The sequence below is a fragment of the Finegoldia sp. P1-F-LS genome, assembly GCF_052932205.1.
In genome coordinates this window covers 43,588-67,049 of the sequence record NZ_JBRFJH010000002.1, presented here as the reverse complement: position 1 = coordinate 67,049, position 23,462 = coordinate 43,588, and the positions used below count along the sequence as shown (strand labels likewise).

At 35.7% G+C, this 23,462-nt stretch carries 24 protein-coding genes; 3 read left to right on the top strand and 21 right to left on the bottom strand.

The window, feature by feature from the left end:
* Position 1: 1 nt before the first annotated feature.
* From ACU68Y_RS02440 to ACU68Y_RS02400, 9 genes are all read right to left on the bottom strand, one after another.
* Positions 2-1,291, bottom strand: a complete 1,290-nt coding sequence (locus ACU68Y_RS02440; protein ID WP_446755439.1) for a glycine/betaine/sarcosine/D-proline family reductase selenoprotein B — start codon at positions 1,289-1,291, stop codon at positions 2-4.
* A 9-nt stretch (positions 1,292-1,300) separates the two neighbouring features.
* The gene (locus tag ACU68Y_RS02435; RefSeq protein WP_002840109.1) at positions 1,301-2,587 is read right to left on the bottom strand and encodes a glycine/sarcosine/betaine reductase component B subunit; all 1,287 of its coding nucleotides are present in this window, start codon (positions 2,585-2,587) and stop codon (positions 1,301-1,303) included.
* Positions 2,588-2,603: 16 nt separating this feature from the next.
* The gene (locus ACU68Y_RS02430) at positions 2,604-2,954 is read right to left on the bottom strand and encodes a GrdX family protein (protein ID WP_002838759.1); all 351 of its coding nucleotides are present in this window, start codon (positions 2,952-2,954) and stop codon (positions 2,604-2,606) included.
* A gap of 141 nt (positions 2,955-3,095) precedes the next feature.
* The gene (locus tag ACU68Y_RS02425; RefSeq protein WP_002840149.1) at positions 3,096-3,899 is read right to left on the bottom strand and encodes an amidohydrolase family protein; all 804 of its coding nucleotides are present in this window, start codon (positions 3,897-3,899) and stop codon (positions 3,096-3,098) included.
* 13 nt (positions 3,900-3,912) lie between these two features.
* Complete coding sequence (locus ACU68Y_RS02420) at positions 3,913-5,175, bottom strand: MFS transporter (RefSeq protein ID WP_002840130.1); 1,263 nt, start codon at positions 5,173-5,175, stop codon at positions 3,913-3,915.
* A 15-nt stretch (positions 5,176-5,190) separates the two neighbouring features.
* Positions 5,191-5,982, bottom strand: coding sequence for an SDR family oxidoreductase (locus ACU68Y_RS02415; RefSeq protein ID WP_002840126.1), 792 nt, complete (start codon positions 5,980-5,982; stop codon positions 5,191-5,193).
* Positions 5,983-6,008: 26 nt separating this feature from the next.
* The gene (locus tag ACU68Y_RS02410) at positions 6,009-7,178 is read right to left on the bottom strand and encodes a UxaA family hydrolase (protein WP_002840123.1); all 1,170 of its coding nucleotides are present in this window, start codon (positions 7,176-7,178) and stop codon (positions 6,009-6,011) included.
* A 3-nt stretch (positions 7,179-7,181) separates the two neighbouring features.
* Complete coding sequence (locus tag ACU68Y_RS02405) at positions 7,182-7,478, bottom strand: UxaA family hydrolase (RefSeq protein WP_002840098.1); 297 nt, start codon at positions 7,476-7,478, stop codon at positions 7,182-7,184.
* Positions 7,471-8,370, bottom strand: a complete 900-nt coding sequence (locus ACU68Y_RS02400) for a dihydrodipicolinate synthase family protein (protein ID WP_002840145.1) — start codon at positions 8,368-8,370, stop codon at positions 7,471-7,473. Before ACU68Y_RS02400 ends, ACU68Y_RS02405 begins: the two co-directional genes overlap by 8 nt.
* Before the next feature lie 181 nt (positions 8,371-8,551).
* Here ACU68Y_RS02400 and ACU68Y_RS02395 point away from each other — a divergent pair, with 181 nt between their 5' ends.
* From ACU68Y_RS02395 to mnmH, 3 genes are all read left to right on the top strand, one after another.
* Positions 8,552-9,292 carry an IclR family transcriptional regulator gene (locus ACU68Y_RS02395; protein ID WP_002840104.1) on the top strand — a complete coding sequence of 247 codons (741 nt, stop codon included), beginning with the start codon at positions 8,552-8,554 and terminating at the stop codon, positions 9,290-9,292.
* A 102-nt stretch (positions 9,293-9,394) separates the two neighbouring features.
* Complete coding sequence (locus ACU68Y_RS02390; protein WP_002840097.1) at positions 9,395-10,126, top strand: TraX family protein; 732 nt, start codon at positions 9,395-9,397, stop codon at positions 10,124-10,126.
* A gap of 91 nt (positions 10,127-10,217) precedes the next feature.
* Entirely contained in the window at positions 10,218-11,237 is a 1,020-nt protein-coding gene (mnmH, locus tag ACU68Y_RS02385; protein ID WP_446755438.1) for a tRNA 2-selenouridine(34) synthase MnmH, read from the top strand.
* Between the two features lie 59 nt (positions 11,238-11,296).
* On the opposite strand, the gene ACU68Y_RS02380 is transcribed toward mnmH, so the two are convergent.
* The 12 genes from ACU68Y_RS02380 to mnmE form a co-directional block, all read right to left on the bottom strand.
* Positions 11,297-12,205: a putative ABC transporter permease gene (locus ACU68Y_RS02380; protein WP_316517615.1), complete on the bottom strand. Its 909-nt coding sequence runs from the start codon at positions 12,203-12,205 to the stop codon at positions 11,297-11,299.
* A gap of 33 nt (positions 12,206-12,238) precedes the next feature.
* On the bottom strand, positions 12,239-12,595 hold the full coding sequence (locus ACU68Y_RS02375) for a hypothetical protein (protein ID WP_012291234.1): 357 nt from the start codon (positions 12,593-12,595) through the stop codon (positions 12,239-12,241).
* 1 nt (position 12,596) lies between these two features.
* Positions 12,597-13,568, bottom strand: coding sequence for a phosphate acetyltransferase (pta, locus tag ACU68Y_RS02370; protein ID WP_154273450.1), 972 nt, complete (start codon positions 13,566-13,568; stop codon positions 12,597-12,599).
* 22 nt (positions 13,569-13,590) lie between these two features.
* Positions 13,591-14,079 (bottom strand): DUF4446 family protein, encoded by a 489-nt coding sequence (locus ACU68Y_RS02365; protein WP_002838700.1) that lies wholly within the window; start codon positions 14,077-14,079, stop codon positions 13,591-13,593.
* Entirely contained in the window at positions 14,066-15,223 is a 1,158-nt protein-coding gene (locus ACU68Y_RS02360; protein ID WP_446755437.1) for an aminotransferase class V-fold PLP-dependent enzyme, read from the bottom strand. Before ACU68Y_RS02360 ends, ACU68Y_RS02365 begins: the two co-directional genes overlap by 14 nt.
* Positions 15,223-15,858 carry a cyclodeaminase/cyclohydrolase family protein gene (locus tag ACU68Y_RS02355; protein WP_446755436.1) on the bottom strand — a complete coding sequence of 212 codons (636 nt, stop codon included), beginning with the start codon at positions 15,856-15,858 and terminating at the stop codon, positions 15,223-15,225. The genes ACU68Y_RS02360 and ACU68Y_RS02355 overlap by 1 nt, the downstream gene beginning before the upstream one ends.
* Entirely contained in the window at positions 15,855-16,664 is an 810-nt protein-coding gene (locus ACU68Y_RS02350; RefSeq protein ID WP_446755435.1) for a ParB/RepB/Spo0J family partition protein, read from the bottom strand. Before ACU68Y_RS02350 ends, ACU68Y_RS02355 begins: the two co-directional genes overlap by 4 nt.
* Entirely contained in the window at positions 16,664-17,410 is a 747-nt protein-coding gene (locus ACU68Y_RS02345; RefSeq protein ID WP_446755434.1) for a ParA family protein, read from the bottom strand. The genes ACU68Y_RS02350 and ACU68Y_RS02345 overlap by 1 nt, the downstream gene beginning before the upstream one ends.
* Before the next feature lie 52 nt (positions 17,411-17,462).
* Entirely contained in the window at positions 17,463-18,695 is a 1,233-nt protein-coding gene (locus ACU68Y_RS02340) for a competence/damage-inducible protein A (RefSeq protein WP_446755433.1), read from the bottom strand.
* Between the two features lie 744 nt (positions 18,696-19,439).
* The gene (gene rsmG / locus ACU68Y_RS02335) at positions 19,440-20,132 is read right to left on the bottom strand and encodes a 16S rRNA (guanine(527)-N(7))-methyltransferase RsmG (RefSeq protein WP_446755432.1); all 693 of its coding nucleotides are present in this window, start codon (positions 20,130-20,132) and stop codon (positions 19,440-19,442) included.
* Positions 20,132-22,015 carry a tRNA uridine-5-carboxymethylaminomethyl(34) synthesis enzyme MnmG gene (gene mnmG, locus ACU68Y_RS02330; RefSeq protein ID WP_446755431.1) on the bottom strand — a complete coding sequence of 628 codons (1,884 nt, stop codon included), beginning with the start codon at positions 22,013-22,015 and terminating at the stop codon, positions 20,132-20,134. Before mnmG ends, rsmG begins: the two co-directional genes overlap by 1 nt.
* A 1-nt stretch (position 22,016) precedes the next feature.
* Positions 22,017-23,375 carry a tRNA uridine-5-carboxymethylaminomethyl(34) synthesis GTPase MnmE gene (gene mnmE / locus ACU68Y_RS02325; protein ID WP_316451079.1) on the bottom strand — a complete coding sequence of 453 codons (1,359 nt, stop codon included), beginning with the start codon at positions 23,373-23,375 and terminating at the stop codon, positions 22,017-22,019.
* Between the last annotated feature and the right edge of the window lie 87 nt (positions 23,376-23,462).

Genomic DNA, 23,462 nt, shown 5'->3' with positions numbered 1-23,462 from the left:
ATTAAGACTTAAATATAGTCGGTTTGTCGACTTTTGTTTCTAATGCTTTGATTGCACGTTCAACCAATTCTTCTCTTAAGCCATCTTCACGAGATTTCAATTCTGGGTTACCAACTGGGTATGGAATTGCGACTGTAGGTACAATTCTGTTTGCTCCTACTGATTGTGAAATTGTAGTTATAGTAGCCATATGAACTATAGGGATACCATATCTTTCGATTTCTTTTACTATCGTTGCACCGCAACGTGTACAAGTACCTCAGGTACTAGTCATTATAACGCCGTCAACTTTGGCATCTTTCAATTCTTTACCAATTTCCTTACCAAATCTCTTAGAGTTGGCTACAGATGTTCCAGTTCCTGTTGTAGTGTAGAAATATTTGAACACATTTCCTATTACGCGCATCTTTTTAAGTCTTGTAAGTTGATCCAAAGGTGCAACTCTGTCTGCTTTTGCATTACAATAAACAGGGTCAAATCCACCGTGGATTGTAATGAATTTGCCTTTTAATTCATCCAAATCACTTACATCGTATTTTGCCCATTTTTGAGCTGATGCTGATTGAACCTTGTCAGGGTTTCCTTCAGGAACAACACCACCAGTTGTGATAAGTGCTATTGTAGCCTTGCTCATGTCAGCTATTGGAGCTGCTGGTTCAACTTCGTCAAATTCTGGCATTGGAAGTTCTGTTTCAAATTCTTCATCGTTAAATCTCTTAAGAAGCATTTCAACTGCACGACGTGCTCCGATTTTGTCAGAAAATTCTGTCACACGTCTACCTTGTGCAAGGTAATTGTCTTCTTTTGGAGAAAGTTTCTTTCCTTCGATAATTTTATTTGTCAAAGTAGCCATTTCTTTTATAGCTTGTCTCATTTTTGCTGCAGAGTCTGCAGTTTCAATAATGTAGCTGTGAAGTCTACACATATCAACAGCTGGGTTTTCAATGTACATTCCAGTTACAAGTGGAATGTTTTTATCTTTTAATAAATTGATAACTCCAGAACAAGCCATACCGTATCTACCAGCGTTAAATGCAGGTCCTGCTACGACAATGTCAGGATTTACTTTTTCAAATACATCTAATATAAATTTGTCTGATTCTTCTTTATGTTCGTTATAATAGTTGTCACCACAAACTACAGTTCCAACAACTTGACCATCTACCAAAGCCTTATCAAAAGCTTGTGCACAACCGATCGGTTTGTCTTCAAAATGAGGCTTATAATCAGCTTTGTCTTCTCCACCTATTTGTCCAAAAAACTGATTTACGTAGTATAATATTTTTTTCATAAAAACCTCCTAATAAAGCTTAACTGTAAGATTGTGGAATCCTATTTCAGATGTAGAACCAGTAACAGCGTTAAGTTCGCATACAATAGTTCCTTTTTCTTCATCCAAACATCCATCCCAACCACCAGCTAAGTTCTTAATGGCTTCTACATTACCAATAATTTTGTCCGGCTTATCCAAATGTACAAGATGAGATACATTTCCTGTAGATACTACAGCACACGCTTCCTTCTTGGCATCTGCCAAAGGTTGAGAATCTCCTGCCCATCCAGCACATTCGTCAGTAATAAGTACCGATTTTATTCCGGCTTTTTCCAAACCAGCAGAAATCATTACCAAGTCTGAGTCTGGATTACCGTAACCTTCTTCAGAAATTACAACGCCATCTGCAGCTAACATCTTGCATAGCTTAACAGTGTAATCGCAAGTTCTAAATTTACCATCCAAAGTAGTAAGCTCTGGAACCATAATTTCACCGACAAAATTAATAGTCTTGCCATGTTCCTTGTACAATTCCTTGATTACGGAGTTGTTTTGATGTTGATAAGTTGTGATCTTATCGCAAGCAGCTACACAGTTACCACTTACAACAGCGCCGTCCAACTCTTCATTAGGATGAAGAAGTGTAGGTAATATCTTTTTAACATCTACACCGTAAATGTACACATCGTGAAGCAAACCTTGTGCAATCATCATTTGTGCATATACGACTCTTGGAAGATCTTTGAGTCTTTCTGCTTCTGTTTTAATATCTTGAATTTCGAAGATTTCTGAATTATCGCACTCTACATTTTCAAGAGCATATCCCAAATATTCAGCAGACTTCAAACCTACAAGTCTAGCACAAGTTTCGTGTTCGTGAGGTTCGATATCTTTTTGAACTTTAATATCTACAACTACATTCAAAGTCTTGGAAAATGGAGTGTAGTCTGCTCCTTCTCCCCACATATCTATAATTCCTTCTTGGAAACCAACAACATCACCAACAGTAACAACAGCTACATTTTTCATAATCTTAGTGATACCGTCTCCAAGTTGTTCGATTTCACCTGTAACACCTGGGAACTTATTCGTTCTACCAACTCTAAATCTAGGTTCGATACAGTCTTTAACTGGTATAATCCTAGTTTTTTCGCCAGGTTTCGCCAAGTCAATGCTAATTTCTGTTACAAAATCGACATCCTTTAAAAAATCGATCATTTCATCTTTGTTGATAAAAAGAGTCTTGTTTTCTACCTTAGTAGTATCAGAAAACTTAACATCTTCAATCAGACAATTTTGATATTCTAATTTCATAACCCCAACTCCTTCATTAATTCTCTATACCTTCTTTTAGAAGAACCGCATCGAGAGTACAATAATCTTCACCATTTCTGTAATCTGGCTTTCGAACTCCCATAGTGTTGATATATTTTTCGATAGAATTTTCAATAATTTCAATTGACCTTTCAGAAAAACCTTTTTTCATCACTACACTTCTAACCGGCGAATAAAACATCCTAATCGATGCAGCTAGAGGATGAGTCACCAAAGAATACCCCAAATGTGTGAGATCTCTTACCTTATAAAGCACATCCAAATATTCTCCTTCGATATTAATAGTGTTGTCGTATTCGTTAATTACGTAACTATTATTAGTAACAATTACTATATCCTTTTCCATAACCATCCTCCTTGTACTATTATTAAACCATATTTCTTGATAAAAAAAAGTTAGCACACTAACACTAATTAAAGTAATTGTTAGTATGCTAACACAAAATAGAAAAACCGACTAATAAAAGTCAGTTTTTCTTATGAAATATTATTTTATTTTCAAGTTGTAACATTTAATTGCATTGTTGTAGAATATGTCTTCATCATCGTTGAAGAAATCTCTAACTATTTGCAAGTGCTTGTCAAATGTAGAGTACAATTCTACTACTGGCCAGTTGGATGCGTAGATTAGCTTGTCTTTGTCGAATGTTTCTTTTGTGAATTGAAGTAGTTCTTGGACAAATTTTTCATCTTCTGTTGCAAATCCAGAAACTTTTACATACAAGTTTGGTAGGCTTGCTAAGTTTTTCATGTCTTTTTTGTATTTTTCTGATAATTCAACTGGATTTCCCAAGTGATTCAATACTACTTTTAATTCTGGAACTTGTTTTAATGCTTGGTACAAATCATCTAATTCTTCTACTCTGTTGCATGATTCAAAGATTAGTCCTCTATCAGCTAACTCTTTTAATCCTTCGATGAATGATTCTTCAAGGCAACGTCCCTTTGGATTGTCATCAGTGTGAAGAGGTTCTCTGATTCCTACTGATTGTGCAGGTACTCTCATTGTTGGAGATACTTTGCTTCGAAGTAGTGTAGCTAATAATTTTTTATTATTTTTCTTGATATCATAGATGATTTCATCTTCTTGTATAGGATCTTTTCCATCTACTTCAACGTATATTCCACCTAAAAAATCAATGTCTTTAATTTTTTCGTAGTTTTCAATGTATTGTTGAATTGTGAATGTTTTTTTGATGGTTTCAGGAACTCCCGCTAACCAAGGTAAATCTTGTTTTTCAAGATCCCAAATATGAAAATGTGTGTCGATTACTTTAAGTTTGTTTGCCATTTTGTTTGCCTCTCTATTTAGTTTTTACTGATCCTTTAAATCCGTACCATGAGCAATATAAAAATCCTGGTACTGCTAGTGCCAATGCAATTTGTAGGTTAGATGCATCTCCAATTGCGCTCATTAATAGAGGAATTAGTGCTGCTCCGACGATGCTCATTGTTAGCATACTTGCTGCAACTTTTGCTTCTGATCCTTGAATATCATGTAATGCTAATGAGTAAATTGTTGGGAACCCTATTGAGATGAATAGGTATGATATTATGAATCCTATTACGGAAACTTTGCCCAATCCCAAGCCAACTGCTGCAAATATAATTGCAGATAATAGCATGTATACTCCCAATATTTTGCCAGCTTTGAATTTATTCATAAGTGGTGTTGTTACGAAACGGCCAACTGTGAATAATAGTGACAATATTCCTAGATATTGTGTAGCTTGTCCTTCTGTTAATCCTTGCCATTGTCCAACAGCGTAAGCTGAGAACAAGGACATTCCTGCAACTTGTAATCCGATGAATATGAATTCTGCTACAAGTCCCAATACGAAATGTGGTTTGTTCATAAGTCTTTTGATGATAACTTTTGTTGGTTCTTGAACACTGTTTTCTTCTTCAACATCTCCTGGAGGTGTTGGTAATTTTACGAAGATAAATGTTGCAAATACAGCTATCAATACTACAGCTATGATTAGGTATATATTTTTAGTGCTTGATAAAAAGCTTAGTTTCGCTTGGTCAAATCCAACATCTCCTGGTTTTACTGTAGCTCCTACGATTCCACCAAGAATAAGTGGTCCTACGATGTTTCCCACGCCGTTGAAGCTTTGGGCAAGGTTTATTCTTGTGGATTCATTTTCAGGATCACCAAGTTTTGTGATGTAAGGGTTACAGTTTGTTTCTAGTGATGTTGCACCTGCTGCTATTACAAACATTGCCAACAAGAATAGTGGATAGTTTGTAGAGATTGTGGCTGGTACTGTCAAGAATGATCCTACGATAAATAGGAAAAGTCCTAGCAATATTCCCGCTTTGTATCCTTTTTTTCTAGCTAAGTTTGCTGCTGGAATTGATATGAAGAAATATGCTCCGAAATATGCAACTTGAAGTAGTGCAGATTCTGTACCACTTAATTGCATGTAGTTTTCCATTGGAGTTTTCAAAGCGTTTACCAAGTTCATTGTTAATCCCCATACGAAGAATAGTGATGTAACAAGTATTATCGCAAGCTTTGCCTTTCCTCCAGTCAATTGTTTATTGTTTTTATTTTCTGTCATAATTATCACCTATTATTAGTCAAGTGCACGATCCAAATGTACGTATCCACCATCTACAAATACCCATTGTCCTGTTGTATGAGATGATTTGTTAGATAACAAGAATGCTGCTGTGTTAGCTATTTCTGATGGTTCTGTCATTCTGTGTTCTAGTGGAATTCTGTCAGTGATTAAGCTTAGACGTTCTTGTTGTGCTTTTTCATCACCAAATGTTTTAATCCATTCTTGATACAATGGAGTCCACGCTTCTGCAACAACTATTGCATTAACTCTTACACTATCTTTAATAAATGCTGCTGCCCATTCTCTTGTTAATCCAAGAATAGCTCCTTTTGCTGCTGCGTATGCAGATGTTTTTCCTTGTCCAGTAAGAGCTGTCTTTGATGTAATGTTTACGATTGATCCTTTGTTTTTCTTTAATTCTGGTAGTGCTTGTCTTACTAATTCGTAGTAGTGAGTAAGATTTGAGTGAATTGATTTTTCGAAATCTTGCCAAGAAGTTTCTTCAATAGCTTTGTTGTCGTTACGTCCAGCGTTGTTTACAACACCATCGATGCGACCGTATTTCTTCACAACATCTTTTACGATTGCTTCGATTTCTTCAGTGTTGTTCAAATCAATGAAGTAAATTTCATATTTGTCTGTGATTTCTTCCAATTCTTTCTTAAATGGTTCGTATTGATCGTTTTTTCTGTTCAATACAACTGGAATGGCACCTTCTCTTGCCACTTGAAGTGCAATTGCACGTCCTATTCCCTTAAATCCGCCTGTTACAAAAATTACTTTGTCTTTTAAACCTAAATCCATGTTTCTTCTCCTTAATAATTATTTTATTATACAAATACAGCTGTACGTTGTATTGCTAATTCTGTAAATCCAAGTTCTTCTGCTTTTGTTTCTTCGCCGTTACAATAATCTATTACTCTGTCGATTAGCTTGTCTCTTAATTCTTCCATGCTAACTTCATCAAACAAAACTCCACTAGCGTCAAAGTCAATGTTGTCTGACATTTTTTGGTAAGTTTCTCTGTTAGCAGTTATCTTAACAACTGGAGCTATAGGATTTCCCGTAGGTGTTCCTCTTCCTGTTGTAAATACCACGATTTGTGCTCCTCCTGCGATCAATCCTGTTACAGATGCCGAATCGTTACTTGGAGTGTCCATGATTACAAGTCCTTGGCCAGTTTCCATTGGTTGTGCGTAATCATAAATCTTATTTATAGGTGATGTTCCACCTTTGTGGATGCATCCAAGTGATTTTTCTTCCAATGTTGTTAATCCACCATGGATATTTCCTGGTGAAGGGTTACCTTCTCTGACATCTTTTCCTGTCATTTGTCTGATATTATCTTCGTAAGTTTTTACTATATCGTAGATTTTTTCACGAGTTTCTTCGTTGGAAGCTCTTTTTGCTAAAATATGTTCCGCCCCTATGAATTCTGTTGTTTCGCAAATTACTGTAGTAGCTTTTTGTTCTACCAAATAATCGCTGACTGCTCCTACAAGAGGATTGGAAACAAGTCCACTTGTCGTATCAGAGCCACCGCAGTTTGTTCCGAAAATCAATTCAGAAACAGGCACTTCTACACGTTGTTGTTTGTTTGCTTCTTCGACCATTTTCTTGGCAAGCTCTGTCGCTTTTTTGATTGTTTTAATAGTGCCACCTTCGTTTTGAATTACAAGTGATTCAAGAGGTTTGTTGGTACGTCTGTTGATTTCTGCCATTACTTTAGTGATTTGTGCATCTTCGCAACCAAGTGAAATAGCAATCGTACCGTAAATGTTAGGGTTAGCTGCTAGTCCTGCAATAGTTTCGATAGTCATATCCAAATCACTACCTACTTGTGAGCAACCTGTTTGTAAATTAAAAGTTGTAGTTCCTTCAACTTTTTGAGAAACCATTCTAGTTGTATCAGATGCGCACATAGAGCAAGGTAGTATCAACACCTTGTTTCTAATGCCGACTCTTCCATCCGGCCTTCTATATCCCATAAATGTCTTCATTAACTATTTCTCCTTTAATTTGTTGTCTTCTCTGTTATCTTTTACATTGTGCGTATGAACATAATCTCCTGCTTTGATATCACAACTTGCAAGCCCGATATGTTCTCCGTATTTAATTACATAATCATTTTCCTTGATGTCTTTGATAGCTATCTTGTGATATTGTGGAATGCTTCCATTTGCAATGATTTTGTGAGATTTGTTGTCCTTGTCAACATAAACAACCTCGTCATTTTCCTTGACTTGACTAATCACAACAGCTACGTTGTCATCTTTATGAATTAATAATGCCTTAACCATTAATCTTCTCCGAATCTTCTAATATTTTAAAAGCCCTATCGATTTGATCTTCTGATATATTATCGTAAGGTAACATACATTTCGTATTAATCTTCATACCTTCTCTTTTCAAAACATTCTTGCATACATTTGAGAAGTTTGTTTGAATAGCATAGATGTCCATCATTTTGTTGATGATTTTTTGGTATTTGTGAATTTCATCAAGATTATTATCGTTTGCAGCCTTTACCCAATCTGCCCACAATCTTGGTCTTATATTTGAAAATCCTGATATACAACCACTTCCACCAGCGGCAATGTTTGCTGTGAATTGATTGTCGAAACCAGAATAAACTCTGAAATCATCTCTGACTAATCTAGATTTTGAAATCAACTCTTGAGTGTGGCCTGTTTCTGCAATGGTATCTTTTAATCCAACGATGTTTGGATATTTTTCGATCAATTTCAACACAACATCAATCGAAATATTGTATCCAGTTCTTGCAGGATAGTTGTAAATGTAGATATCTCCGTCGATATTTTCTGCCATATATGAGAAATATTCAAAAGCTTCATCATCGCTCAATCCAAAATAAAATTGAGGAAGAATAACCACACCATCAGCTCCACATTTTATAACTTCATTTGACAACTCAACAGTTTCTTGTGGTACTAATGAAGTTGTTCCTGCCAAAACTTTGATTCTCTTACCAACTTTTTTGATAATCGCCTTTAGTAAATCTCTTTTTTGTTCAAAAGTAAATGCTGTGAATTCTCCTGCACTACCAAGTGGTAGAATTCCGTCAACTCCGCCATCTATAACGTATTCAACAAGATTCAAAGTACCGTCAATATCGACACTTCCATCGTCGTTGATGCTAGTTAATAGAGGAGTTATAATCTCGTATTTCATATTAATCTCCTTACTTTTTTAATTTTCGAACTTCGTATATACGAACTAGGTTTGTATTTACAATTCTTTAATTACATATTAACACCGACAATAAAGTCTGTCAACATTTTAATTTATGAAAAATGTGGTATACTTGTTTATATTAATTTAACTAAAAAAACACAATAGAAAGAGTATTAATATGCATAAACCAACACAAAGAGTTATCGATATACTTAATTTTTTAGAAACAAAACCGAAAGGTGCCACTCAAACGGAGATTTCGAATGAAACATCTATTCCCAAATCAACTCTGTTTCCAATTTTAAAAACATTAGAAGAAAACAGGTTTTTGATGTGTGAAGATAACTACTACAAAATAGGAATAATGATGTGGTGCATCGGGCAAAACTTCTCAAAAAGTTCAGCTATATTGGAAATAATCAAAGAAAAAATGCAAGAAATTGTGACGGAAGTCAATGAGATTTGCCAGTTGAGTATTCTGACTGGTCAATACACAACCTACATCGAAAAAGTAAACCCCAAACAACCAGTTCAGTTGATTTCATCTGTAGGAAAGATGATTCCAGCATACGCAACATCCCTTGGAAAATCTCTGCTTTCTAACCTAAATTACGATGAATTGAAAAATATTTATCCGAATGGTCTCACAGCTTTGACCGAAAATACAATCACTGATATTGATGTATTGTACAAGCAAATAGAAGACATTAGAAAAGACGGATATTCCTACGAAGTAGAAGAATCAATGCGAGATATAATATGCTTTGCTGTGCCTTTGAAGCAAAAAGACAAGGTAAAATACGCTATTAGCGTTTCGATTCCAAAATACAGGGCGACAAAATCTAAAAAAGAAAAAATAATAAAATGTTTGTTGCAAAAAAAAGAAGAAATCAATGAAATAATAAATAAATTTGAGTAGTTCAAAGTGGTATTTGCTTTGAACTATTTTTTTACGCGAAAATATTGCAAATTTGTTCAAATTATTGTATCATACAGTATACTCAATTTTTAAGGAGGACTAATGGATATTAATAAAAGATTTGAACACGATAAATTAAAGAAATTTCAGATATTCAACGCAGCTCAGCTAAAATACATTGCGTTTACATCGATGCTGATTGATCATGTTAACAACTCGATTGTAACGCATTTTTTAAATGGAAAAGGAGCATTGTTGTATATCTCGAATTTTCTATCGATATTAGGAAGAATTGCATTTCCAATATTTATATTTTTCATAGTTGAAGGATTTTTCAAGACACACGACAGGGCGAAATATCTTCGAAACTTGTTGGTTTTTGCGGTGATTTCAGAGGTTCCGTTCGATATTTTCACATCGAAGGTGTTGTTCGATCCGTATTGGAACAATATGATGTTCACGTTGGCATTGTGTCTTGTAACTGTGTGGATAATTGATTATATTAAAGATAAATTTAAGAACAGGATACTTTGGTACGGTGCATCTGTAATAATCGTCGCTGTTTTCGGATTCTTGGCAATGTATTTAAGCTTGGACTACGATTATCACGCGATAATTTTAGCTTACTTGTTCTACATTTTCTACGACAAGCCAGTGATTTCCGCAGGTCTTGGATATTTGTCGATTATCAAAGAAGTGTATTCTTTCTTGGGATTCGCCTTTACTGTGACATACAACGGAAAACGTGGAAAACAAAACAAATTGGTAAACTATCTATTCTATCCAGTTCATATATTGATACTTGGACTTGTTAGAATGTATTTTAATTTTTAATTGAGAACTTGCGATTGCAAGTTCTTTTTTTGCCTAAAATCTCTTTTACAAACGCAATAAAAGGTGTATAATTAGTATTTTGGAGGCCAAAATGTTCGTAGCGAATACTTATGAAGAACTTATAAATATGGAAAATATAATATTTGTCGATGTTAGAAGCGAATACGAGTTTCAGAAGGAAACTATCCCCGGAGCTATCAATATTCCAATACTAAATAACGATGAAAGAGTGGAAATCTCAACGATTTATGATAATGGTGATCACGAGTGCGCGAAGCAATTGGCAGTGCGTTACGCATCTGTAAAACTAGAAGACATCTACGTGAAATTATTGGATTTGAGTGAAAATCACAACGTGTGCTTATTCTGCTACAGAGGATCAATGAGAAGTACTGTGCTTTTTAACATAATGAAATCAATGGGACTTGGTATTTACAGGCTAAAAGGCGGATACAAATCGTATCGTAAATATATTATCGAAAACCTAGAGAAGCTTATAAATTCACACGAATACGTAAATATCAATGGCTACACAGGAGTTGGCAAGACAGAAATTCTGAATTTTCTGGAAAGTTCTCACAAAAACGTCCTCAACTTGGAACAACTTGCAAATCACAGAGGCTCCATTCTTGGAAATGCCGGATTGAAAAATCAACCATCACAAAAAATGTTCGAAAGTTTGCTTTTTGATAAGCTAAAAAGTTTCGATGATGAACCTGTTTTTGTGGAATGTGAAAGTAGCAAAATAGGAAGCTTGAATATTCCAAAATCTTTGAGACAAAAATACAACAGTTCACATCATCAGGTTATGATAAATTCAAGCCTAGAAAACAGAATTGATAGAATAAAAACAGATTATTTGAAAAATCCTCATGCTTTGGAAGATATAAAAAAAGGAATAAATCATTTATCCAAATACATTGGCAAGAACAACTCATCTATTTTGATTGATAAACTAGAGAACGAAGACTACGATAGTGTTATCGAAAGCTTGATTACGAAATACTACGACATCAATTACGCTGTCAAATCAAAAGATTTTGAGTTGGAAATAAACAACGACAACAGCGAAAACAGCGCCGAAGAAATAATGAGATTTTATGCAGTTTAATTTCGTATAAATATAATTCAAATACAAAAGCAGATGCCATATAAGACATCTGCTTGTTTTTATTTCTTGTAAGTTATATCGTTTCTCTTTGCAACTCTTTGGATGTTTTTTTGGTGAGTTTGTAATCTTTTAAGTCTTCTATTGTAGACTTTGTCGATTCTCTTGTTAATTAATTCGACTTTTTCGTCGCTTTCAACTTTTTCATCCAACAATTCTTTGAGCTTTTCTTTGAGGTTGGTTTCTCGTGCTATTCTGTTTTCCAATATTTTGGCGCTGTTTTCTATGAAGGATTTCTTGATTTCAACATTTTCTATTCTGTCTCGAAGAGCAGTCTTTATTTCCGACAAATCAGCCTCAAGTGTTTGTGATCCTTCCAACGCTTTGAGCTTGACATCTTTTTTGATTTCTTCCAAGTAGGATTCCATTTTTTCTTGGTATTGAATTATATACCTAAATCCATAAGCTTGTTTTACTGAAATTACAACATCTACAGAAAATATAGCGATTAGAATGTAAATCACGAAGTTGTAGTTTGAGTTTTTGATTTTTTCAGTGAGTTCAAGTATGTATTTGTTGGAATAATTCATCATGAATATGGACATTACTCCGAAAAACAGTGATGATCTGAGGCATATTAGCCCTTTTATGTTCATAAATCTTTCTGTGTAATCCCAGTATCTTACTTTGAATATTTTTTCAATCAAATATCCCGATACGAATTCCAACGCAGTTGCAATTATAAGTCCCGAGAAAAATATTACGATGTAAGAATCGTTAAACCTTGCTATTGCGTGATCAACAAAAAGTGTGATGAACACTGCACCAAACCCATATATTGGAAGTAGTGGCCCGTACAAGAAGCCTCTGTTTGTGAGTTTCTTTTGACAACTACTAACCCAAATCACTTCCCAAATATATCCGAAAACCGCATAAAAGAAGAACAAATATATGAAATTAATTAACTCCATTTTATCTCCTTAAAAACAAAGATAGGCTTGCACCTATCTTTGTGTTTTTGATTTGTTTTTGTATATTACTGTATAAACTAAATGTATAATTATTGCAAATGCAAATGGCATATATATTCTACTAAATGAAAATTCTTTTAAATATTTCACGATTGCCATTATAGAAACTACTGCACTTGCAATCAAATACAATCTCAACTCTTTCAATGATGATATGTCCTCATCTCTTCTATCGTAAATCATTTTAGTCACGACTAATAACGATGCTACGAAAACTATTAGCATTATTCTTGTAAAGCTCTTGCCTGATAATACGATTTCTACTAAAAATCCCGAGAACAACAAGAATACGACATATGTTATTAGCGTGAACAGTCTATTATTTTTCACTTTATAATGATTGAGCAGCTGTGATAAGAGCTAGTTTATACACATCTTCTTCGTTGCAACCACGAGACAAATCGTTAACTGGTTTTGCCATTCCTTGAAGGATTGGTCCTATTGCTTCGAATTTTCCTAATCTTTGAGCGATTTTGTATCCGATGTTACCTGCTTGTAAATCTGGGAATACGAACACATTTGCATGACCTGCTACGTTGGATCCTGGAGCTTTTTGTTTTCCTACAGATTCAACGATACTTGCGTCAAATTGTAATTCCCCGTCAATTGGAAGATCTGGTGCCATTTCTTGAGCGATTTTAGTAGCGTTGGCAACTTTTTCTGCAAATGGATGTTTTGCAGAGCCTTTTGTGGAGAATGAAAGGAATGCAACTTTTGGATCTATATCGTAAAGTTTTGCAGTTTCTGCACTTACAACGCCAACTTCTGCCAATTGTTCTTCGGACAATTCGATGTTGATGGCAATATCAGAGAATACGTATCTTTCACCGTTTGGTCCAATCATAACCATTGCTCCTGATACAAGTTTTGTGCCTGGTTTTGTTTTGATGATTTGAAGTGCAGGTTTTACAGTGTCTCCAGTTGAGTGAACAGCACCTGATACAAGACCGTCTACTTCATCACAATAAAGCATCATTGTTCCGTAGTAGTTCACATCTTTAAGCATTGTTCTTGCTTGTTCTTCAGTGTTTTTGCCTTTACGTCTTTCAACAAATTTGTCTACTTTTTCATCGAAATCAGAAGCTGTAAGTGGATTGATGATTTTAACCCCTTCGATGTTCAAGTTTTCTTTTTTTGCTAATTCTTTTATTTTGTCTTCGTCACCTAAAATTACAGGAGTTATGATTTTTTCTTCGTTTAATCTCGCTACTGCTTTTAAAATTCTCAATTCTTCTCCTTCAGGAAATACTATCTTTAAGTTTTTGCCTGAAATTTTTGATTTCAATGATTCAAATATATCCATTTTCTTCTCCTTTATTACAATGTTATTTCAAAGCTTTCTTCAAAGCTTCATTTTCTTCTTCGCTTAGTTTTTCGCTACATTTAGCGTTTGTTATGATTTTGATGTAGCTTGTAGATTGTTCTCTTCCGAAAATCGATGTGATTATTAGCCCGTTGTCATTGGCATCCAACAAACATAGTGAATATGAAAGTTTGTTAGTCAAATACTCAAACGCATCATAGTTAACAAGGCCGATTTTTTGAAGTGATATTGCTTGTAAAGTTTCCACAGATTCCAATGTTTTGGACAATTCTTCGATTCTTTTTTGATTTGCCACGATATCTGTAGAATTTTGGTTTAAAATATCTTCAATGTCACCATCTTGTGCTCTGAAAAGCGCATCATATCTTCTTTTAACTCTGTTAACTTTTTTGTTGACGATGTTGATTTTGCGGAAATTTATCACGGAAACTAATACCACAAACACCATAAGAATTATCAATATTGTGTTCATAGCACTAGATTGCCCCATCTTTATCTCCTCGGTTGATTTCTTTCAACGCTTCAATCGCCTTGTCCACTTCTTCTTCAGTGTTGAAATGGCCAAATGAGAACCTAACAGCACCGATGTCTTGTGTGTGAATAGTCTTGTGTGCAAGCGGCGCACAGTGAATTCCAGCTCTCGTTGCGATATCGTATTTGTCATCTAGGATGTATGCCAATTGACTAGATCCTATTCCTTCGACATTTACAGGCACAACCGGTCCTTGGTGTTCATCCAAACTTCCGTACATTGTGATTCCTTTTTCATCTTTCAAACCATTTATAAATCTGTTTTTAAGACGATTTTCGTGGTCTCTGATGTTTTTCAAACCTTCTTGTTTGATGAAATCAACTCCGGCAGAAAGCGCATAAATTGCAGGTCCGTTGATAGTTCCAGCTTCTAATCTGTCAGGATATTCGTCAGGCTGTTCTAAATCTTGTGAGTGCGATCCAGTTCCACCTTGTTTCAAGCTTTTGACATCAATTCCTTCTTTTATATACATAGCGCCCGTTCCCATAGGTCCAAACAACGATTTGTGTCCAGGAAAACACAACACATCTATCGGCATATTTTTCATATCGAAATCCAAAAACCCAATCGCTTGTGCAGCATCGACGATGTATAAGATGTTGTGAGCGTGCATGATTTCGCCGATTTTGCAGAAATCTACGATAGTTCCTGTCAAGTTACTCATCGCAGTCGTCACGCAAACTCTCGTCTTGTCAGTAATCGCTTCTTCGATTTTGTTGACATCCAAAATCCCACGTTCATCCGCATAAACAACTGTCAAATCGATAAATCCATCTTCTTGCATTTTGTGAAGAGGTCGAAGAACTGAGTTGTGTTCCAAAGATGTTGTGATGACGTGGTCTCCTTTTTTTACAAGACCTTTAATCGCAATGTTCAAGCTGTCAGTGCAGTTCAATGTGAAAATCAAATTAAGAGGATTCGTTCCGCCGACAAATTCTGCTATGTTCATTCTAGAATTAAAAATCGCCCTGTCCATTTTAAGTGACAACTTGTGGCCACTTCTTCCAGGATTTGCGGCAAATTCTCTCGTTGCTTCATCGAGTTTTTCGTAAACTATCTCTGGTTTTGGAAAACTCGTCGCAGCATTATCGAAATAAGCCATTATACCTCACCTATTTTCTTGTATGAAACTTCTTCAATTTCTCTCAATAAAACTTCTGATTTGTCTTCTAATGTTGTGATTTCTTCTGAAACAGCAGATGCATCGCCAAGTTGTTTCATGTTAATCTTAGCGTTCAACATTACAGATTTCATACTAGAATGTAATAAATATGCACTTGCTAAAAGGTCAGTTATTGCATATTTATCGATATATTTTGCAATTTGTTTTACAAGCTCCAATGCTTCCATCATGATTCTAGCAGAAGACATTGGAGATTCTGTAGCGATGATGTATCCATCGGCTATCATTTTCTTTCTGTATGCTTTTTCTTCGTCAGTTTCTTTAGGAAGCTTGTATGCTTGAAGAACAGAGTCAAAACTTTTAGTATCTTCAACCATTTTTCCCTTTAATTCTTCGATAATTTCAGTAAGTCTGTCTACATAAGATCTGATTTCTTGTTGAGTTTTCTCGTCTAATGCTTTGAAAGATTTCTTGTCTTCAGTTAGATAGAAACTCATGTTTCCAATACCTACTCCCAAAAGCGCAGTCAACGCACTGATAGAACCCCCACCTGGAAGTTCCTTTGAGTTTACATTTTTAATAAATTCTTCTAAAGTTTGATCCATAAACATCATAGCTCTAATATCTCCATAATCCTTTCTAAATCTTCATTAGATAGATATTCTATCTCTATACTTCCGCCTTTTCTTCTTGGCTTAATTCTAACCTTTGTAGAGAATTTCTCCAAAAATCTGTTTTGCAAATCCAACAAAAACGGGTCTGTTTCCTTGGACACTTTTTCAATTTCTCTGACATTTGTCTTCTTGGATAATAGCTTGTCCAACAACGCTTTTCTCTTTTTCATATCATCAATAGCAAGCAAACTTCTAGCTTGTGATGATGTTATGTCACCTTTTTTCAAATGTTCCAGTGACAATTCATCCAAGTTTAGTAGTCTCAAAGTGTTTGCTATATATGACCTTGATTTCGACAATTTGTCTGCCAATTCTTTTTGCGTTAAGTTGTAGTTTTCCATCAAGTTTTTATAAGCTACGGCCTCTTCAACAGCATTCAAATCTTCACGTTGAATGTTTTCGATAAGCGACACTTCTGCCACTTCACTATCTTCCATTTCCTTTATAATCGCAGGAATTTCAGACAATCCAGCTTCTAAACTCGCCAGAAATCTTCTTTCTCCAGCGATTATCTCGTACTTATCATCCTTTTTACGAACGATAATCGGAGATATAACGCCGTATTCTTTGATAGAATTTGCTAGCTCACGTATCTTGTCTTTTTCAAAATGTGTTCTTGGTTGATCTTCTCTTCTAATTATTTTCGATAATTCGATTTTAACGATCGAATCAGAACTTGTCGTTTCTATAATATTTTGTGGTATTAAAGCGTCTAAGCCTCTTCCTAATCCCTTTTTCCTAACCATTATAAAAATTCCTCCGCTAGTCTCTTGTAAGCAATAGATCCTTTGGAATTTTTGTCGTAAGATAACGCACTCATTCCATAGCTTGGAGCTTCTGCTAACCTTATATTACGCGGTATCATGGTCGTAAACACCTTGTCTTTGAAGTATTTCTTGACCTCTTCCACCACTTCCAAACTAAGATTATTTCTACCATCAAACATACTCATAACGATACCTTCTATTTCTAAGTTTTCGTTAAGTGAACTTCTCACCAAATTAATAGTATTCATCAACTGGCTCACACCTTCAAGCGCGTAAAACTCACATTGAATAGGTATGAGGACAGAATCTGCCGCCACCAACGCATTTATAGACAAAGTCCCCAAAGATGGAGGGCAATCTATAAAACAAAAATCATATCCACTTACATTAGAAAGTATCTTAGATAACACTTTTTCCTTGTCATTAGTGTTTATAAGCTCCACCTCAACACCTGACAAATCAGACGTTGCTGGGATTATATCCACGTTTTTTTCTTCAGTTTTGATGATGAAATCCTCATCAAAATCTTCGTGAACCATCAAATCGTATATGCTTTTTTGAAGCTCAAACTTGTTGATTCCAAAGCCTGAAGTAGTGTTACCTTGTGGATCCAAATCCACTACAAGCACTTTTTTTCCTTTCAAACCAAGAGCTGCTGACAAATTAACGACGGTAGTAGTTTTGCCCACTCCACCTTTTTGATTAAATACACATATTGTTTTCAAATTTACAGCTCCTTTCATATTTATTATAGCACAAATAAAGTTGTATTTTGTTTTAAAATGTTTCACGTGAAACATTTTCTAAAATCATTAGCCTCAACTCTGCCAGTGCACGATTTGAAACTCTATTTCTGATTTTATTGCGTTCTCCATGAAGCTGTAATTTTAGCGTTTTTATCGTATTTTTGTAGCCCAATCCAACGTATACAAGCCCAGCATTTTCTCCTGACGCGAAACCAGTTGTAGATATTGCACAGTCAACATTAAATTTTTCAAACATCCTCTCAACCATCTCAAATGCAACATTCTCACTAACAACACCGTATGTGTCAATAGTTTCAGCCTTAACGCCAAGCAAATCAATCTTTGCTTCATTAGAATACACCACCAATGACCTTTTCAAATAATCGCTAACTCCAGACACATTCACAAGTTTGGATGCAATCATACCACCTGTAATGGATTCTGATGTCATAATCGACAAATCGTATTCTTTCAACACCTTGTAGACTGATTCTTCAATTGTTTCGTCATTTTCTCCAAAAACATACATACCAAGTCTATCTCGAAGTTCTTGTTTCTTTTCAGCAATCATATCAAGGGCAGTTTGTCTGTCTGATGCTTTTGCTGTTATTCGAAGTATTCTCTTGTCCTTTTTAAAATATGGTGCGACCGTAGGATTATTTGACGATTCAATGATATCCTTGACCCTCTCATTCATGTCCCATTCTCCAAGAATAGAGATGTTCAACGTTTCAGAAATAATACAGTCCGTCGCAAATTGTTCCAATACTTGTTGCACTTGATTTTCGTAAATAGGCTTCATCTCAGCTGGAGGTCCCGGTAAGAACAGAATTCTCTTGCCGTTATTCTCAATCATTGCACAATCAGCAGTCCCATTAAAATTTTCAAAAACAATCGCATCTTCCGGGAACATACATTGTTTGATATTGCCTTGGATCGCCTTCTCGTCTTCGTTAAAATACCTCCTTAATTTCGCATAACTTTTTTCGTTAAGAACCATTTTCTTACCAAGACAATCACAGCAACATTTTTTCGTGATATCATCTTCCGTCGGCCCCAAACCACCAGTAGTTATAATTAAATCATTTTGTTGTAAACCATCTTCAATTTCCTTGTAAAGCCTGTCATAATTATCTCCAACCACAACCCTCTTGTAAACATCAAACCCCAACTCCCTCATTTTAATAGAAAGATAGTTAGAATTCGTGTCCAAAGTGTCACCAAGCAATAATTCCGTCCCTACAGCTATTATTTGAACTTTCATATCTCCTCCATAGGTTATTACCTATATTTTATTTTACCTGCCATAAAACGCCTCTCAGAGCGTCGTTTTTTTCTCTCTCTTACAAATAAATTATATCACTAATAAAAATTTGTTTGTAATGTTTCACGTGAAACATTTTGATTTAAAAATAGAAAAACATTCTTCCCTCATTCATAGCATTGAAAATCTTACGAAAAATATTTTTCCTCGTTTCCTCTTAAATCTATCGAAACAAAAAAGTAGAATTCATTCTTGTTAAGAATATCATACGAAGAAAATAAGCATAAATCCAAGTGAAATAAGCCGTCAAAAATCGCACTGTTTGAGCGATAGCGAGTTTGCGATTTTAGGCTTATGAGCTTTGGATTTATTTATTTTCGTAGTCTAGATATTCGTGCAAAAATGTTCTTCTACTTTTAGCAATAACTATAATATTGTCCCTGTTAATATTCAATCCAGTTTTCTGATTATCATTGTGAAATATTCAATTCCTATTTCGTAACAATCAAAATCCACGCAAACAAAAAAGCAGATTACCGTGATTGACGGAAAATATCATCTGGAGAAAACAACTACAAATTCAAGCGAAGTGAATCGTTAAGAAATCGCACTGTCTGAGCGATAGCGAGTTTGCGATTTTAGATTCACAAGCTTAGAATTTGTTTGTTTTCGTAAGCTAGATATTTGAGTCAATCTGGTTTTCTGCTTATTATTGTGAAGTATTTTCTTTTCAAAACCCGTTGTTTATAGAGGATTCTTCTTTGGTTTGCCACCACCACGAGGGTATTTCTTCGGAGTTTCTTTGATTTTCTTGATTACAACCAAACTTCTGTCTTCGTCATCTATTTTGTAATCAATAGTTTGTTCTATTTTACCACCGAGGATTTTGATTGCATTTTCTCCTACGTCTGTTTCGTCAGATTTTCCTTTCATGGCTATCATGTATCCTCCGACTTTTACAAACGGTAGACAGAACTCAGCCAACGTATCAAGCTTTGACACTGCTCGTGATATGCAATAATCGTATTGTTCTCTGTATTCAGCAGTTCTCGTGCATTCCTCTGCTCTTTCGTGGACTGCTTTTATTTCTGTCAGATGTAGTTCATCTATAACATCCTTTAAGAAATCTACTCTTTTTCTTAAACTGTCGAGCAATGTGAACTTCAAATCATTTCGCGCTATTTTGATTGGAATAGCTGGAAATCCTGCCCCAGTTCCCACGTCAATTATAGTTTTGTTTTCCTCAAAATCGAACAAATTCAACACATACAAGGAATCCACAAAATGTTTCACGTGAAACATTTCTTCTTCAGTGATTGCTGTCAAGTTCATTACCTTGTTCTTTTCCAAAACCAAATCCATGTATCTCAACAGCAAATCTATTTGATTGTCATCCAATTGTATATCGTAATCGTTCAATGTTTCTTTTAGTGACATTATTTCTTCCTCGTTTCCATATAAATCAATAAAACGTTGATGTCAGAAGGGCTGACGCCGCTAATTCTGCTCGCTTGACCCAACGATTCTGGTTTGATGTCGTTGAGTTTTTGTACAGCTTCATTGGAAAGCCCCATAACTTCCTTGTAATCTTCAATCATATCCAGTTTTCTGTTTTCAAGCTTTTTAAATTGCTTGATTTGGCTCATTTGTTTTGCAATATAGCCTTCGTATTTGATGTGAGTTTCCACTTGTAGTCTCAAATACCTTGGTAATTCCGGTCTTTCAACGTCAAATTCTTCTGTTTTATCGTAAGTCAATTCTGGTCTTTTGATTAAATCCAACAAAGTGATGCCTGTTTTAAGTTCAGATGAACCAAGTTTTCTCAATTTTTCGTTAGTTTCTTCTGTTGGAGTCACCATTATTGACTTCAATCTCTCGATTTCCTCGTCAATCGTCTTTTTCTTGTGAAGCATTTTCTCGTATCTTTCATCTGTCGCAAGCCCTATCTCGTGTGCTCTTTCAGTAAGTCTCAAATCGGCGTTGTCTTGTCTCAAAGTCAAACGATACTCGCATCTGCTTGTCATCATTCGGTATGGCTCGTTAGTTCCTTTGGTTACCAAATCATCTATCAATACGCCAATATATGCGTCTGATCTATCCAATACGAATGGCTCTTTGCCAAGCAAATTCATAGCAGCATTGATTCCAGCGATAATTCCTTGACCGGCAGCTTCTTCATATCCACTGGATCCGTTGATTTGTCCTGCAAAGAACAAATTATTGATTTCCAAATGTTCCAAAGTCCTCTTTAATATAGTAGGATCGATGCAATCATATTCGATTCCGTACGCACTTCTCATAAATCTCACGTTTTCGAAACCAATGATTGTCTTGTACATTTCTTTTTGCACCTCTTCTGGAAGAGTCGATGACACGCCTTGAATGTACATTTCCTTCGTGCTTAACCCCTCAGGTTCTACGAACACTTGATGCTCATCACGGTCGGGAAATCTCACGATTTTGTCTTCAATCGAAGGACAATAACGTGGACCCACACCCTTCACAATACCAGCATACATCGGAGATCTCTCCAAATTATCCTCAATAATTTGTTTTGTTTTAAGTGTAGTGTACGTCAAATAGCAATGCTCTTGCTTCTTTGAAATATCCTTGCCGTCATTCAAAAATGAAAATGGAATAACATCGTCATCACCAGGTTGCACAGTCATCACTTCGTAGTTCAAACTGTCCCTGTGAACTCTCGCAGGAGTTCCAGTCTTGAATCTTCTAAGTTCAATTCCCAAATTTTTTAAAGATTCTGACAATTTCTTAGATGATTTCATACCATGAGGTCCTGATTCATAAGTGTATTCACCCATCATCACAAGGCCTTTCAGATATGTCCCAGTCGCCAAAATCACAGCCCTTGTTGGGAAAATCGCTCCCTGTGCAGTAGTTACGGATTTTATTTTGTTGTCTTCAACCCCAATATCCACGACTTCCGCTTCAATCAAATCCAAGTTTTCTGTGTTTTCCAACACGCTTTTCATCTCATCGTGATATTTTCTCTTGTCCGCTTGAACCCTCAATGAGTGAACTGCAGGACCTTTGGAAGTGTTCAACATTCTCGATTGAATGTAAGTCTTGTCGATAACAAGACCCATCTCGCCTCCTAATGCGTCAACTTCCTTAACCAAGTGACCCTTTCCAGTGCCACCAATGTTCGGATTACATGGCAAATCAGCCACCGAATCCAAACTAATACTCATAATCGCAGTCTTTAATCCCAATCTCGCCGTAGCCAACGCAGCCTCGCAACCTGCATGACCTGCACCTACAACCACGACATCGTAGGGATTTTCATAATATAATCTATCCATTTTATTTACCTATACAAAAATCGCTAAAAATCTTATTCAATACATCGTCATCCACAGTTTCTCCAGTGATTTCGCCCAAGATTTCCCAAGCATTTCTCAAATCAACCTCGAAACAATCGATAGGAACGCCAGCTTCCATATCGTGTAGAGAACTCTCCAAAGATTTAATAGCTTTGTTAATAATATCTCTATGTCTAATGTTAGTAATAATATTGTCGTTATTAGCTTCAATATATCCATCATTAAACATCTCTATAATCTTGTTTTCTAAATCCTCGATACCCTCGTTGTTTTTGATTGAAGTGTGAATAACCTCGATTCCTTCCAAGTTCTCATCGACATCAAATTCACCATCCAAATCAATCTTGTTTAATAAAACAATCGACTTTTTATCTCTAATAAGATCCAAAATCTTCCTATCCTCATCGTCAAACTCTCTCGAAGAATCAAAAATCGCAATAATCAAATCCGAATCAGAAATAAACGACACCGATTTTTCGACACCGATTTTCTCCACGATATCCTCAGTATCTCTAATACCAGCAGTATCGTTAATCTTAAGGCTTATCCCGTCCAAATCGATGTATTCTTCGATGACATCACGAGTAGTTCCTGGAATATCCGTAACAATAGCCCTGTTTTCCTTCAACAAAGCATTCAACAAAGAAGATTTGCCTACATTTGGCTTACCAATTATCGTAGTATTGATACCATCTCTGATAATTCTACCTCTGTTTGCACTCTCAGAAAGCTTTTTGAGTTTATCCAAAACTTCCTTGCCCTCATTTAAAACAGGAGTATTGTCCAATTCGTCCTGCATATCTTCAGTAAAATTAATCGAATACTCCACATGAGATAGCATATCCAACAGCTTATCTCTCAACTGTTTGATATTTCTGTTAACACTACCCTCCAACTGCTTCATACTCACAGAGTATGCCTTGTCAGTCTTCGCCTTAATCATATCGATAATAGCCTCAGCTTGAGACAAATCAATCCTACCGTTTAAGAAAGCCCTCTTAGTGAACTCACCTGCCTCAGCAAGCCTTGCACCGTTGTTTAATAGAACTTCCAACACCTTTCTCACAGCGACAACCCCACCGTGAGTGTAAATCTCAACGACATCCTCACGAGTGTATGTGTGAGGAGCCTTCATATAACAAACCAAGACCTCATCGACGATCTCATTATCGTCAACAATGTGGCCATAAGTCATTTTTCTATTTATAAAATCAGCATTTTCATTAGCCCTTTTGAACACAGAATCAAGCACATCCGCGCAACCCTCTCCAGTCATTCGAACAATGCCAATTCCCGCTTCACCAGTAGCAGAACTAATAGCTGCAATACAATCGTCCATATTTAGTCTATCCTTTCATTCTTTATAGCAATATTATATTATATCATACAAAATGATTACAAATAAATAAGAGCCTAATTTCAACAA